Genomic DNA, 14,385 nt, shown 5'->3' with positions numbered 1-14,385 from the left:
AATTAACCAGGTCCTACGGCTGCCCAAGGCTTTTTAAGGCCCTCGCAACGTTTCGGTTTTTCATCCCGGCGACCAGTGGGGGTTGGTGGCCGGAACCGCACAAGATGTACGGTTTTGGGAGTAGCCGGCGGGTGGGTGTGCCCTGCGACAGAAACCCTACGAGTGAGGAGCCGACCTCTTCCCCATGTGGCCACGCCGAGCAAAGGCCTTCCACGAGGCTCACACCAAAGAATTTATATTACTGAGGATAAGGGCGACCAGGCTATGGGCCAGCACCCGATGGGCAGTTTCGTTGAGGTGCGACGTGTCGACGAACATCTGGCGGTCGGGACGCAGCACCCGGTGCGAATCCAGCCAGTACCGGTTGGGCAGGTTGGCCAGAAGCCCCCGAAATAGCCAGCCGCCGAAATTCCGCAGTGCGTTGTCGGCCGGAACGAGGCAGGGAAACGGCGACAAAAAGACAAACGCCGTATTGGGGTGCTGCCGCATGCAGTCGTTCAGGGCCCGAAAGCTACGGCGGTATCGGGCCGAAAATACCCACAGCGCCGCCGTGAGCAGGCCCGTGGCCGTGATGCGGGCGTAGTAGGCCAATCGGCCGATGGGAAGGGCCGGCCCCACGCTGCTCATTGGCTGGGCCGCGCCGGCGAGGGGCTTTTTGCTACTGGGTCGGATGCCCAATGCCCGGCACAGCTGGTGCCCCAGGCTCCGCCAGCTGGCCGAGAACTCGTGGTTGCCCAACTGCAGCACCACATGCGAGGGGTGCAGTGCGCTAATGGCTGCCAGGTGCTCGGGCAGTTGCACAAAGGACAGGTTAGGCACCTGCGCCACCACTTCGCCCTGGAGCAGTTCGGCGAGCAGTTTCGGAAAAGCATGGTCGGAGGAGATTGCATAGCCCGCCACGTGGCAGCCACCCAGGACAATTATTTCAATACGCTTCATGCGGCAGAATGGGGGGAAAGCCCCTTTAAGAAGTCAGTTAAGTGCTTGCTCCAAATTAAACAGTTGATACATTTGACATAACTAACTGATAATAAACAAGAAACAAAAAGACTATCAGCTAAAAGCTAATGGTTCGGCACTTAGAAATTAGAATCGATAGAAGATGCAAGATGCACTCGATTTTCTGAACTGCACTATATTATGTTTAAATTATCTTTTTTCTACAAATCCTTGTTTACTTTCAGGGGGTTGTAAGCTATGGAGGTAGTGGCTAGAGCCAAGGCTTATGACAGATACTACTGTTCAGAATACAGGAACAAGGTCTTGGAACGTCCCCCGGCGCATGGAACAGCCCGTTATTACTTCGTCGGTGGCGCCGTTGCGGTGCTTGGCCACGTCGAACAATACCGTGTCGTGGGTCGGGCTACCGTCTTCGTATTCGGTAATGTCGTAGTACTTAAAAGCGCCAACAAGCTGTTAACTAGTCCGGAAAAAGCAGCACGGTTGAGCGGCTTTTTCCGGACTGGCCGAGAGCGGATGCGGGAACTATCGCAATCAGGGCTGCCGGTGCTGGCCGGCTTCGTCAGTGCAACGTTCGGGGCGCCAAAGGAGCCGCAATGCTATTTACTTCGCCCCGTAGCTAGCGGGAGTGGTTAACTGGATATTTAACACCGGGTTATGGTGAAGGTTTAAGCCGGCGCACCCCACGCCGGCAAGTCTGGTGTGCCGAGCTTAGCCGCTCGCATCGGGCCATGACGTTCGGGCTGCAGGGAGGCAACTGCGCACCGGAGAGCCGCAGCAATTCAGGCGCCTTTATGGCAGGTTCTGGGCTAGAGAATGCTGGAGACGACGTTGACCCCGAGGGCGACAACGGCGGTGTTGAAGGCAAAGGAGAGCAGGCCGTGGACGAGGGTGAGCTGGCGCATGCGCAGGGAGGTAACGCCGGTGTCGGAGGTCTGGGCAGTCATGCCAATGGTGAAGGCAAAGTAGGCAAAGTCCCAGTAGCGGGTGGGCGGGTCGCCGGGAAACTGCAGGCCCCCGAGTTCATCCGGCGGGGAAGCGGTCGGGTCCTTGCTGAAGTACACGTGGGCGTAGCGCAAGGTGAAGAGCGTGTGCAATAGGAACCAGGCCCCTACCACGGCCACCACCGACACCGCCACCTGCTCGGCCTGCTCGCGCGGGGGCAGGGCCTTGATGCCCCGCAGCAGCAAGGCTACGGCGAAGAGGCTCGCCCCGGCCGCCAGCAGCACGGCCACGAAAGTCCAGGTGCGGCCGGGGTCCTGGCTGGTGGCCACCCGGCGCAGGTGCTCGGTATCGGCCGTGGCGATGGTGGCCCAGGTCAGAATTAGAAGCACTAAGCAGAACCCGTCCCAGCCGGCTACCACGCGGGTGCCGGGGTGAAAATCGGCCGGAGCCAGGCCCGCGCAGAGGGCGCCGGCGGCTAGCGCCCAGCCCACCCGTTGCAGTGCGCGCAGGTTCAGTAGCCGGTGCAGTCGGCGACGCCGCGGTACCCGAGCCGTTATAGCAGAAGAAGCCATTGGATGGCAGGAGAAGAAATTTATAGGAAGCAGTACTGGCGTATTTAGACCGCGATACCGCGCGTTAATCGGCGGCCGCCCGGAGCGGGTGCCAGCGCCAGCCGTCGCGCGGATTAAATTCCAGGGATGGGGTTGGCAGCTTTAGAAACTGGCTGGCACCTAGCAGCATATGACCGGTGGAACCAACGGGTGCCAGCCGAGCCAGGTCGAAGTCAGGGGCCAGGTAGAACTGGCGCACGCGCCGGAAAACGAGGGGGCGGCCATCGGCCCCGTATAGCGGCGGGTTGGCGCTACCCCCGGTCATCCCACTGCCACTGTAGCCCAGGTCGAGGTTCAGCCAGCGCGGAAAAGAGGGGCCTACGGGCAGCACGCTCGCTACATTCACCGACAGCCAGTACTGCTGGCCATTGTAGTCTTTCAGCAGTTGCGCAAAACGGCGGCGGCCCAGCAATTCCGGCCGGTACTGCGGGTAAATACTGCTCCGGAAGCCATAGCGAAGGCTCAGGGGTTGCTGGCCCAAGCCCACTTGCTGGCCCACAAACAGAGCCACTCCGGCCGCATTAGCCGCCATGTCGCCCTTCGAAAACCCCCAGCCTTCGGAATGGCCGTCGAACACTTCAATCGTGCTCTGAAATAGCAGCGCGATAGCCCCGCCAGTAAGTGCCGCAGTCCGGTCGGGCACGCCGCTCCAACGAAACAGCTCGTATTCGCCCCGGCTAATGGCGTAGGTCGTGGTGGCGTGGCCCACCTTATCCATTTGCAGCCACTCGTTATTGTCGTTAAAGTAGTGGAAGGGGACGCGCTTGGTGTACCACGTTTTGCCCAACAGGTAGGTGCTGAGGGCGTATAGTACCGTTGTGCCCACCACGACGCCCACCAGCCGTGCCGAATTGAGGCCATCCTGGGGGGTAATCGGGTCGGTCAATACCGTGACTGGTGGCAGCGTTTGAGCAGCCACTGGTGCGCGGCCAAAAGTCACGACGGTACTTCCAAGGCAGGCAATCAGGCGAATGGTGCGATGCAGCAAAGCAGAAGGCTTGCACTCATCGCGAGGTAGGGTACGGGGTCGTACCCTACCTCGCGATGAGTATAATTAACTGTTTGAATTTACTTCTTGCGAGCCCGCTCGCTCTTACTGCTGTACACCCATTCGTACACCGTGGGCAAAATCAGCAGGGAGAGAATGGTGGCCGTTATCAGGCCGCCGATGACGACGATGGCCAGCGGCTTCTGCGTTTCGGAGCCGATGCCGTGGCTGAGGGCGGCCGGCAGCAGGCCCAGCGAGGCCATCAGAGCCGTCATAATAACCGGGCGCAGCCGCGACTTAGCCCCCTCCTTGATGGCGGGCACCAGGTCCATGCCGTCGCGCAGGTTGTGGCGGAACTTGTTCACCAGAATCACGCCGTCCTGGGTGGCCACGCCGAACAGGGCGATGAAGCCCACGCCGGCCGAGATGCTGAAGTTGACCCCCGTGATGAGCAGCGCCGCAATGCCGCCAATGAGGGCAAAGGGCACGTTGAGCAGCACCAGCGTCGAATCCAGGGCGTTGCCGAACGACACGAAGAGGATGAAGAAAATGGCCAGAATCGAAATCGGCACCACGATGCTGAGCTGGCGCTGGGCCCGCTGCTGGTTTTCAAACTCGCCGTTCCACTGGGTGCGGTAGCCTTCGGGTAGCGGCACGGCCTTGGCCACTTTTTGCTGGGCCTCGGCCACCGTCGAGCCCAGGTCGCGACCCCGGACGGAAAATTTCACGGCGATGAAGCGGGCATTGTCTTCGCGGTAAATAAAGGCCGGGCCGGACACGTTTTTAATGACGGCCAACTCGCCCAGCTTGATTTTGCCACCGTTCAGGGTGGGCACCAGCAGGTCGCCGATGGCCTCCACCGACGAGCGGAAGGGCTGGTCGTAGCGCAGGCGCAGGTCGAACTTCTTCTCGCCTTCAAACACCGAGCTGACCGCCTTGCCGCCGATGGCCATTTCGATGACGGCGTTGGCATCGGCGGCAGCCACGCCATACTGGGCCATTTTGTCGGGGTCGAGGGTGATGCGCAGCTCGGGTTGGCCCAGGTTGCGGAACACGCCCAGGTCTTCCACGCCCTTGATTTTGTGCATCACGTTGTACACCGCCGTGGCCTTTTTGTCGAGCAGGTCAAGGTCAGGACCGGTGATTTTGATGGCCAGCGAGCCCTTCACGCCCGACACGGCTTCCTCCACGTTGTCGCTGATGGGCTGCGAGAAGTTGAAGTCCACCCCGCGGAAGCGGTTCAAGTCGTGCTGCATCTCGGCAATCAGCTCGTCCTTGGAGATTTTGCGCTTCCAGTCATCGGCCGGGAACAGGTCCACGAAGAATTCCTGGTTGAAGAAGCCCGTGGCGTCGGTGCCGTCGTTGGGGCGGCCGGTCTGCGAAATCACGCCCCGCACCTCGGGATATTTCTCAAACACCTGCCGGAACTGCTTGGTGTAGTGGTACGAATCTTCCAGGCTGATGCTTAGCGGCATGGAGGCCCGCACGTAAATCGAGCCTTCGTTGAGGTGAGGAAGAAACTCGGTACCCACGAAGTGGAAGGCCCCCACGCCCAGCACCAGCGCCACCAGGGCCGTGCCCATGGCCCGGCGCGGGTAGGCCATCACCTTGTCGAGCAGGGGAGCGTAAGTCCGGTTCAGGAACTCAATGAGCGGGTTGTGGCGCTCGCGCACGTTCTTGTTTAGCAGGATGCTGGATAGCACCGGCACCAGCGTGAGGGCCAGCAGCAGGGCCCCGAGCAGCGCGAAGCTGATGGTGTAGGCCAGCGGTGAGAAAAGCTTGCCCTCAACTTTCTGGAAGGAAAATATTGGGATGAAGGCCGTGATAATGATGAGCTTGGACGTGAAGATGGACTTGCCCATCTCCAGGCCCGTGCTCAGGATGCGGCCCATCTTCGCCCGCTTGTTGAAGCGTTCCATGCCGTCTTGTGCGGCCCAGAGCGCCAGCATCACAAACAAGCCCTCAACCATCACCACGGCTCCGTCGATAATAATACCGAAGTCGATGGCCCCGATGCTCAACAAGTTGGCGCTCATGCCCTTGATGCGCATCAGAATGAAGGCAAACAGCAGGGCCAGCGGAATAACCAGCGCCACGGTCACCGTCGTGCGCCAGTCGGCCAGAAACAGCAGCAGCACGATGGTCACTAGCAGAATACCCATGGCCACGTTTTCGCCCACGGTGCGCAGGGTGTGCTGGTTGAGCTCGGTGCGGTCGTAGAACACCTTGATTTTGGTGTCCTTGGGCAGGATGGTCTCGTTCAGGTCTTTCACCTTGGCTTCGAGCACGGGCAGCACGGCCCCGGGGTTTTCGCCCTTGCGCATGAGCACAATGCCTTCCACCACGTCGTCGTTGGCGTCGCGGCCCACCACGCCCAGCGGCGGCAGGTAGCTGGCCTGTACCGTGCCAATGCTCCGCACGAGCACGGGCACGCCGTTGACGTTTTTAATCATGATTTTCTCGATGTCGGGCACGCTGGTCACAATGCCGATGCCGCGCACCACGAAGGCCTGCTGGCCCTCGCGCAGCACATCGCCACCCACGTTCACGTTCGATTTTTGCAGCGCCGAGTACACGTCAAGCGCCGTCAGGCCGTATTTGCTCAGCAAGCCGGGGTTGGCAGCTACCTCGAAGGTGCGGACCCGGCCGCCGAAGCTCACCACGTCGGCCACGCCGGGCACGGCGCGCAGGTTTTTCTCAATGGTCCAGTCTTCCAGCGTCTTCAGGTCCGCCACGGAGCGCGTTTTGGAGACGAGCGTGTAGCGATAAATCTCGCCGGTGGGGCCGGTGGGGGGCTGCACGTTGGCGGCCACGCCGTCGGGCAGGTTCACGTTGGCCAGCTTCTGGGCCGCTTCCATGCGGGCATTGAAGTTGTCGGTGCCGTCCTCGAACACAATTTTGATGAACGAAAGCCCGAACAGGTTAATCGAGCGAATCACCGTTTTGTGGGTGATGGAGTTCATTTCCGTCTCAATCGGGACGGAAATGAAGCGCTCCACTTCCTCGGCCGAGCGGCCCGGCCACTGCGTGATAATGACCACCTCGGTATTGGTCACGTCGGGATAGGCCTCCACGGGCGTGTAGTAGAACGACACAGACCCGGCCACCACCACCAGCGCGGTGATGAAAAAGATGACGTAGGGATGCCGCAGCGAAAAGCCGATGAGTCCCTTGATAATTTTATTCATGGATGTTTTTGGTCAAGTAAGTGGCCGGATACTTTAGACAGCGGCCGGTCATGCTGAGCGCAGCGCAGCGGAGCCGAAGCATCTCGCCCGCTTCGTTATCTCGGCAATGGATTACTACTGCGGTAGAGATGCTTCGGCTGCGCTCAGCATGACCGTTTGACAATCTCGAATCAGTAGATTAATTACCTTTTAAGTCGTTGTATAGCAGCAGGCTGCCCTGCGTCACCACCAAATCGCCGTCGTGCAGGCCGCCGGTCACGAAGCGGTAGCGCGCACTGGAGCGCAACACCTTCACCGGCACCACTTCGTAGGCCACGCTGGCATTTTGCTCGGGGCTAGGCGCGGGCGTGCCGGCCTTGCGGCGGATGACGAAGTACTGGTCGTTGGAAAAGATGACGGCCGTGGGGTTTACGGCCAGGGCCTGCCCGGCCTGGGGCTGGCTCAGGGTGATGGTGCAGAACATGTCGGGCTTGAGCAGGCCGCCAGGGTTATCCAGCTCCACGCGGGCCTGCAGCACCCGCGTATCGGCGTCGACCACGCTGGAAATGTTCGTGATTTTGCCCTGAAACGTGCGGTCCGGATAGGCCAGCGCGGTGATGACAACCGGCAGCCCGACTTTCACCACGGCGACATCCGACTCGTACACGTTAATCAGCACCCATACCCGCGTCAGGTTGGAAATGGTGAAGAGCGGAGTCGCGTTGTCGGCCCGCAGCTGCATGCCGGGGTTGATGTTGCGCTCCACCACGAAGCCGTTCACGGGCGCCTTCACCGTGTACACGGGCTTGCCGCTGGCGGCTCCGCCACCGGTAGCGCCGTATACTTTAAGCACCTGTTCGGCACCCCGGAAGGCAGAGCGGGCCTTTTCGAGCTGCGCCCGGGCCGCCACCAGGTCGCTCTGCGACGCGAAGCTGGACTTGTAGAGCTGCTCCGTATTGGAGGCGTTGCGGGCGGCCACGGCGAGGTCGGCTTTGGCCGCGTTGTAAGTATTGAGGTAGCCGCTCACGTCGGCACTCTGCACGCGGGCCAGGAGCTGCCCCTGGGTTACCTGCGCGCCCAGGGCGGCGTTCACGTCCAGCACGTTTCCACTCACGACCGGAAAAATCCGGTCCACCCGGCTCTGGTCGTAGCTCACCTTGCCGGTGAACCGCAAATCCTGCTCGGGGGAGCGCAGATGCACCGTATCGGTGCGATAGCCGCTGCTCAGGTCTTTCGTATTGACGGGCAGCTCTTCCGATTTGGAACCGCAGCCGCTGAGGCTACCGGCTCCTACGGCCGCACAAAGCAGCCCCGAAAGCAAACGGGAGGACAAAAACATAGTAATTGGAGAAAAAAAAGATGTGCCGAGGCGCCTACTAACCAGCCGCCGCCAACGCGGATTAATTGGTAAAAACCGGGGTATTCGTGACGTAGTTGACTTGCTGCTTGGCTAGCTCCAGGCGGTTGCCCACGTCGATGAGGTGCATCTGGGCATCTTTGTAAGCCCGGATTTTGTCGATAAAGCTCACCAAATCAATCAGGCGCAGCTGGTAGTCGCGGGTGGCGTTGCGGCTCACATCCTGAATGCTGGCCACGAAGCGCGGGGTCACGCGGCGGCGCAAATCCGTGGCGTGCTGCAGCTGCTCCACGGCGGCGGCCACGTCCTGCTCCACCTGTAGGTTCACCTGGCTCAGCACATTGCCACTCTGCTGAATGCCCACCTGCGCCGCCTGCACGTTGCCCTGGTTGCGATTGAACACGGGCACATCCATAGCGGCCTGCAGCATGTAAAAATTGGCGTAAGTACTGCCGTACGAAGCGTAGGAGGCTCCCACCGCTACCTTGGGCACTGCCAGCGCCTTCTGGAGCCGGAGGTTTTGCTGCGCATAAGTGGTCTGGCGGGTGGCGGCGCGCAGGTCGGGACGGGCCTGGTACGCCAGCGTGGTGAGGTCGGCCCGCGTGGGCAGCGTGGCCGGCGGGTCGGGCAGCAGCGGTTGCCCCTCGGGCGCTACAAACGTGGTGCCCGGCGTGGCCAGAAAAACCCGTAGCGCCGCCTCATCGCCGCCCAGCTGCACCAGCTGGTCCGAGTGGTCTTTTTCCAGGCTTTCGCGCTCCAGCTCCAGGCGCGTCACCTCAAAGCCGGCCACGGTGCCCAGTCGCAGCTGCTCCTGAAAGCCGACGAGCAGGCGGTCGAGCTGGTCGCGCTGCTGCTGCAGCAACAGGAGCCGCCGCCGTTCCGCAATAACGTTGTAAAACGTCTGCAGCAGCTGGTAGCGCCCCGTGCGCATCAAATCCTCAAAAGCGGCCTGCTGCACCTCGGCGTTGGTGCTGCTCAGCTGCACGAGCTTGGCGCGTGAGTGCGACAGATTTATGAGCTGCTGCACCTGAATGTTCACCGTGTTGCCCGTGGCGTTGCCATTGTTTTCGGGCACGTCGGCACCGTGTTTGGCACCAAACGGAAACAGGGTTTTGATGGCGGGGTTGTAGGCGTTGGCCCCCACCGAAATATTGGGATTATCCCGCAGCCCGGATTGAATCACCGCTGCCTGAGCCAGGTTCACGTTGAAGCGTTGGGCAATCAAATTGTAGTTGCGCTGAATAAACAGGGCCAGGGCCTGGTCCAGGTCGACGTGCAGCGTATCGGTGGGGCCAGGCGTCGCACTCATGGGCACCCCGGTAGGCAGTACCCCAGGCATTGCCGGATACTGCCCGTAGGGCGATGGCGAAGCGGAGTTTGCAGCAGTCCCACTGTTGGTTTGACTGGGCTGCTTCGGTTGTGTTGATGGCCGGCCGGCCGGCCCGTAGCCGGGAGTAGGTTGCCCAGGCATTTGGGCCGGGGTGTTATTGGGCGTACCACCCGGGGGCCGGCTCATGCTGGAGGAGGGCGTGGTAGTAGCCGGGCGCTGGGCCGCGGCAGGGCCGGCCAGTACGGCTACGGCGAGCAGCAGTGCGGCGGTTCCGAAGGATTTCATGACAGTAATAAGGCGGTGTTAAGAAGAGCCGGGCTTGCATCCGGGGTGTGCGTTGTATATTTTAATTACTGATTATCAGAATCATAAACCAATTTCAGACCTTGCTATACCACGCAGAACTCAGGCGGCCACGCGGTAGCCGATGCTGTGCACGGTTTCGAGAAAGTCGGGCGAAGCAAAGCTGGCCAGTGCCCTGCGCAGGTTCTTGATATGCACGTCGATGTAGTTGGAAGCACGTTGGCTGGCCACATCATCGCCCCAGACGTGGGCACCCAGTTGCTGGCGCGTGAGGGGATAGCCGCGGTGCAGCAACAGGTAGTGCAACAAATCAAACTGTTTGCTGCTGAGCGGCACGGGGCACGCATTATGGCGCAGGGTGTGGGCGGCCAAGTCCATCACGAACCCGTTGCCAAACCGGATTTTAGGGTCTTGCAACCGAAACCGGCGGCGCACGATGGCCTGCATCCGGCGTTCCAGCTCGGGCAGCAGCACAGTGTTGGGCAGGCAATCGTCGGCACCCAGGTCGAAGGCTTTGAGGTGAACGCCCCCGGCGGAGGCGGTGAGGACGATGAACGAAGCCGGCTGCATTGGGTCAAGCACGGCCGCGCGCAACAGTGCCAGGCCGTCGCCATCGGGCAGTTCGGCGGCGAGCAGCACAAAATCGTATTCGTGCCGGGCCAGCCGCTCAACGGCGGCGGCGTGAGTGGCGGCACAGTCGACCAGGTAGTGGGCCTGCTGCAAAAAGTGGTACAGCTGCTGGCAAAAAGCTTCTTCAGAATGAATGACCAGAACGCGCATAAAGGTTGATTGGGAAATGAGTGGAGCAGGTAAGGGTGCCCGTTGGACGGCACCCGGTTACTTGCTGGCTACAGCAGTGTGCCTTTGAGGAAAATCAATACCATCGGAATGCAGATGACCCGCCTGGTCACGTCCAGGCGCGCGGCCACGAACGGCGCATCGAACGGGCCGGGCGCTTCGTGGCCAGGCTGGCCGGTAGCTCGCGGGCCGCGCCTACCCGGAAGGCACCTGGGCTTTGTGCCCGCGTGCCGGCGGCACTGCTACCTTCCCGGTTTTGGGCGATGGTGGCGCGCCGCCGCTGGCGGCTACCGACCCCGAAAAGGGGCGTGTATCGCAGGTTCCACTCCGTATCGCCGGTGGGGGCGTAACCCGGGGTGGCTTCGGCTTCGTTGAAAACGGCTTGGGCGGGGCCGTAGGAATGGGGGATACAGGTGCCCTCGTCCAGACCCCAGTGGGTATAGTTGGTGGGCTGGGGCGCGCCTGCAGGTGGACTGGGGCGCCACGAATTAGTCCGCATGAGAGTCTGAGCACGTGCTATTCTCAGGTTCGGAGGCACGAGGTACAATAAGGAAATTCCGCAAAAAAGCATGCCGGACATCGAAGTATCTACTACTTAAAATACTGCTCCCGGAAGGCCAGTTTCACCCGGAGGCGATGGGCACCGGCTGGCGATGCCAACCGTATGAGGATACAAGATTAATGCCCATGAAATGAATGTCTTATGAGGGATACAATGATTTATTTATTCATTTGTCCTACACTTTGCACGTCGAAGTTTGCGGTACTGATTTTGCTTTTTAGCCACCTTCATGTCTGCTGCCGCCGAGCAGCCCCCGGGTGCGGGCCAGCGTGGGGTGAACGAGGTTTCCCGGTGCCAGCGCATCTCCGGGGTCGCGCGCTACATCCGTCCTTTAGCGTGTTATTTTTCTGTATTCTGAGAGGCCCCTTACTTAAAAGCCAGTCTTGGCTCCTTGAGTACTTTAGTGAACCATTGCAGGACCTGTTCCACGCCCACGTCGTCGGCATGGACCTGTTTGCCCGCGCCCTCATCGCAGCCGACAACGTGCGCCCAAAGTCCGATTACCAGCCGATTCGGCAGCAGCGCTACGATTCCTTCGACAGTAGGGCCGGCCAGGCCTTCGAGCAGGGCCAGCTCACGCTGGAGCAGCTGCGCGACCACGCCGCCACGAACGGCGAACCCGCCGTTGCCAGCGTAACTGCTAGCAGGAAGCACTCACACGGATACAGCCGCAAATGATGGTGGTCTTTCTCAAGAAGTCATTAAGGGCTATAGGTGTCGAGCTGCTTATTGTCTATAATCAGAAAGTTATATTCACGCTACAGCTTTACGCAGTATGAAGCCGCCAGCGCGGGTGGGCCGCTAAAGCGGCCGTTATCGGGACATCCCGAACTTGCAAAAATCCGGCGCATTGGTTCCAACTGGCATTTCCGCTTTGCCCTTGCGCTATATCTTACCCTGCACCACTGCCTGCCTTCAGCAGCAGTTGGCCCCCCCCCCCGGGGTGTGCGAAGCCAAACTCGTCGCTGGCTTGCACTAAGCAGTTCACCGCAGATTTTAATAAATCAAAAAAACACCTAGCTAGTCTTTATTTACTTATAAGTCTTATAAGTCTTACAGGCTCCACAACTAATTGAATCATAATATTTTACACCCTTCATCTGCTACCAGATTGCCGTTATCTGCTACCAGATTGCCGTTATCTGCTACCAAATTGCCGTTTCCCGACTACCAGATTGCCGTTTTGGGTAGGTGTCATCTGCTACCAGATTGCCGTTATCTGCTACCAAATTGCCGTTTGCCAACTACCCAACTGCCGTTATCTGCTACCAAATTGCCGACTGCTATTGGGGGAGTGCGTAACTTGAAGCCTCATCTGCTACCAAATTGCCGTTTTGTGGATAACCAGCTAACCGTCATTGCTCCGCGTCCGGAAGTTCGCCAGCATAATGCGTTGATTAATAGCTCGTTCGTGTTAAATACGCTCGAATGGCGGGCTTTTACCGCGATTTTGTCCCGTATTCATCCGGACGACGAGGAATTCAAGGAATACTTCATCCCTGCTCCCGAGCTGGTAGGCGATGAAACGGGGGGAAGTGCTTACTCGCAGATTAAGAGCTTAGCTAAGCGCTTGCTGAACCGCACGTTGTATGTGGAGTTACTGGGCCCGAAGGGTGAGCGCGTCAGCAAACCGGACTACGAATACATCTCCTTTATTACCAAAGCGCGCTACATGCGGCAGCGTGGGGGGCTCTTTGTCAAAGTCAACCCTGATTTTGTCCCCTACCTGCTGCAACTCACGCAACGTGGAAACTTCACAAAAAGCCTGACTGCCGAGCTCAAGAGCTTGAATAGCAGTCATTCGTTTAAGATTTACTGGTTGCTTTCTGAATACCGCACGTTTGGTGCGCGCACGTTCACGGTAGAAGACTTGCGTTTTCGACTGGGAATCCGGTCTGAAGAGTACACGGACCGGTTCAATAACTTTAAAGCGAAGGTTCTGGACAAAGCGCAGGAAGAGTTGGCTGACACGGACTTGCGGTTCGAAATGGAACTGCTGCGAGTAGGCAAGGCAGTCAAGCAAATTCGCTTTACCTTCAATGCGGGACCGTTGGTATTGGAGCCATCTGCTACCAAATTGCCGTTTGCAGTCGCCAAGCCTGCCACTGCAATGGAGCTCTGGGCGATGAGCTTGCTGGCAATGGGGGTTGCAGAAGCTGGCTGCGAGGTCATTCGCCGGCATCTGGTGGAGGGCCAGTACCCGGTTGATTACCTGGATTATGTGATAGAAGTGCTTCAACGCCCACGTAAAGCCAAGATTCGTAAGCCCGCTGATTACGCTTATAAGTGCATTACGGGCAAACTACTGCTGGAAGAATTCCGTCGTAGTCAGGAGGTGCTACCAGCTCCTGCCGTGAAGCCCGTTCGCAAATCTGTTGTCAAACCGGTTGCTGTGGCTCCGGCCGAAACAATATATCAGTTGGAGGAAGTACGGGAAATGTATGAAACGCCTGGGCCCTTTGCCAAGCATGCGAACCGAGCCCCGACTTTTGAACAACACATTGAGCGCATATACCTCAGTCAGGGTTTCGTGCTTGACTTCAGGGAAGGACAGCAGGTGCTGATTTTGCGGCACTAGCGCGGTTATGTTTGAATGCAAAACCGGGCGGGTGCTTGGCCGCGTTTTGGTGGTGTGGGCGGTGGTTGTGGCAGGCAACGTGCGCCCGTAATTACTGGTAAAGACGGTTATCAGCGCGATTAAGGCGCTTTTCTGGTTCTGGTTCAGGCGTGGGCGAAATCGATGGGCATCGTCCAGTCAGACCCACTTTCTGAATCGATTCCATGCGCCTTGCCAGGCTTTTCGGGTAGAGTGCGGCATATTGGTAATCGGCAACCTGGGTAGCGGGCGCGACCTGATTCTGCTGGGCGGCGGCCTGTTTCTGATGTACAAGAGCACCACCGAAATCCACACCAGGCTGCAGGGCTAGGAAGAAGCCAGCGCCAGTACCACGGGCCGGGCCACACTGCTGCGCGTGGTGCTGCAAATCGGCGTCATCGACCTCGTGTTCAGCTTCGATTTCGTGCTCACGGCCGTGGGCATGGTCGATAACGTGCTGGTGATGATACTGGCCGTGATAGGGGCCATGGGTCTCATGCTGCCCTTCAGCGGCGTGGTGGTCGACTTCGTGAACAAGAATCCCACCATCAAGATGCTGGCCCTCTCCTTCCTCATCATGATTGGCCTGCTGCTGGTGATGGAGGCCGCCCACCAGGAAATCGAAAAGGGCTACCTCTACTTCGCTATGGCCTTCTCGCTGCTGGTCGAACTGCTCAATATGCGCCTGCGCAAAAAGGCCCCGCCCGTGCAGCTGCGCTTCGAGGGCGTTGTAGCGGTTCAGCCGCGCCTGGAATGCCCGTAGCACCA

10 protein-coding genes and 1 pseudogene are annotated in these 14,385 nt (G+C 59.5%); 3 read left to right on the top strand and 8 right to left on the bottom strand.

All coding sequences use genetic code 11. The annotated features are described in order from the left end of the window. Positions 1–219: 219 nt before the first annotated feature. The 8 genes from KQ661_RS21105 to KQ661_RS21070 all read right to left on the bottom strand — a co-directional run bounded on the left by KQ661_RS21105 (position 220) and on the right by KQ661_RS21070 (position 10,958). A complete protein-coding gene (locus tag KQ661_RS21105; protein WP_216726973.1) occupies positions 220–939 on the bottom strand; it encodes an SGNH/GDSL hydrolase family protein in 720 nt (239 codons plus the stop codon). An 830-nt stretch (positions 940–1,769) separates the two neighbouring features. Beyond that, on the bottom strand, positions 1,770–2,477 hold the full coding sequence (locus tag KQ661_RS21100) for a DUF1345 domain-containing protein (protein WP_216690853.1): 708 nt from the start codon (positions 2,475–2,477) through the stop codon (positions 1,770–1,772). A 64-nt stretch (positions 2,478–2,541) separates the two neighbouring features. Then, positions 2,542–3,435, bottom strand: coding sequence for a DUF2279 domain-containing protein (locus tag KQ661_RS21095; protein ID WP_317196164.1), 894 nt, complete (start codon positions 3,433–3,435; stop codon positions 2,542–2,544). A 149-nt stretch (positions 3,436–3,584) separates the two neighbouring features. Further along, a complete protein-coding gene (locus KQ661_RS21090; protein WP_216690854.1) occupies positions 3,585–6,692 on the bottom strand; it encodes an efflux RND transporter permease subunit in 3,108 nt (1,035 codons plus the stop codon). Positions 6,693–6,870: 178 nt separating this feature from the next. After that, positions 6,871–8,010 (bottom strand): efflux RND transporter periplasmic adaptor subunit, encoded by a 1,140-nt coding sequence (locus KQ661_RS21085; RefSeq protein ID WP_216690855.1) that lies wholly within the window; start codon positions 8,008–8,010, stop codon positions 6,871–6,873. A 61-nt stretch (positions 8,011–8,071) separates the two neighbouring features. Then, a complete protein-coding gene (locus tag KQ661_RS21080; protein ID WP_216726972.1) occupies positions 8,072–9,643 on the bottom strand; it encodes a TolC family protein in 1,572 nt (523 codons plus the stop codon). 120 nt (positions 9,644–9,763) lie between these two features. After that, positions 9,764–10,441, bottom strand: coding sequence for a response regulator transcription factor (locus KQ661_RS21075; RefSeq protein ID WP_216690857.1), 678 nt, complete (start codon positions 10,439–10,441; stop codon positions 9,764–9,766). A gap of 127 nt (positions 10,442–10,568) precedes the next feature. Then, positions 10,569–10,958 carry a hypothetical protein gene (locus tag KQ661_RS21070; RefSeq protein ID WP_216690858.1) on the bottom strand — a complete coding sequence of 130 codons (390 nt, stop codon included), beginning with the start codon at positions 10,956–10,958 and terminating at the stop codon, positions 10,569–10,571. A 474-nt stretch (positions 10,959–11,432) separates the two neighbouring features. Between KQ661_RS21070 and KQ661_RS21065 the strand changes: the two genes are divergently transcribed. The 3 genes and pseudogenes from KQ661_RS21065 to KQ661_RS21055 form a co-directional block, all read left to right on the top strand. Then, positions 11,433–11,699: a hypothetical protein gene (locus KQ661_RS21065; protein ID WP_216690859.1), complete on the top strand. Its 267-nt coding sequence runs from the start codon at positions 11,433–11,435 to the stop codon at positions 11,697–11,699. A 658-nt stretch (positions 11,700–12,357) separates the two neighbouring features. Beyond that, the gene (locus KQ661_RS21060) at positions 12,358–13,599 is read left to right on the top strand and encodes a replication initiation protein (protein ID WP_216690860.1); all 1,242 of its coding nucleotides are present in this window, start codon (positions 12,358–12,360) and stop codon (positions 13,597–13,599) included. A gap of 376 nt (positions 13,600–13,975) precedes the next feature. After that, a pseudogene (locus KQ661_RS21055) lies at positions 13,976–14,380 on the top strand (TerC family protein); the annotation flags it as partial. Between the last annotated feature and the right edge of the window lie 5 nt (positions 14,381–14,385).

Origin of the sequence: Hymenobacter siberiensis, assembly GCF_018967845.1 — a bacterium.
Taxonomy (GTDB): Bacteria; Bacteroidota; Bacteroidia; order Cytophagales; family Hymenobacteraceae; genus Hymenobacter; species Hymenobacter siberiensis.
The sequence above is the reverse complement of the archived record's forward strand: the minus strand, read 5'-3'. Positions and strand labels throughout refer to the sequence as shown.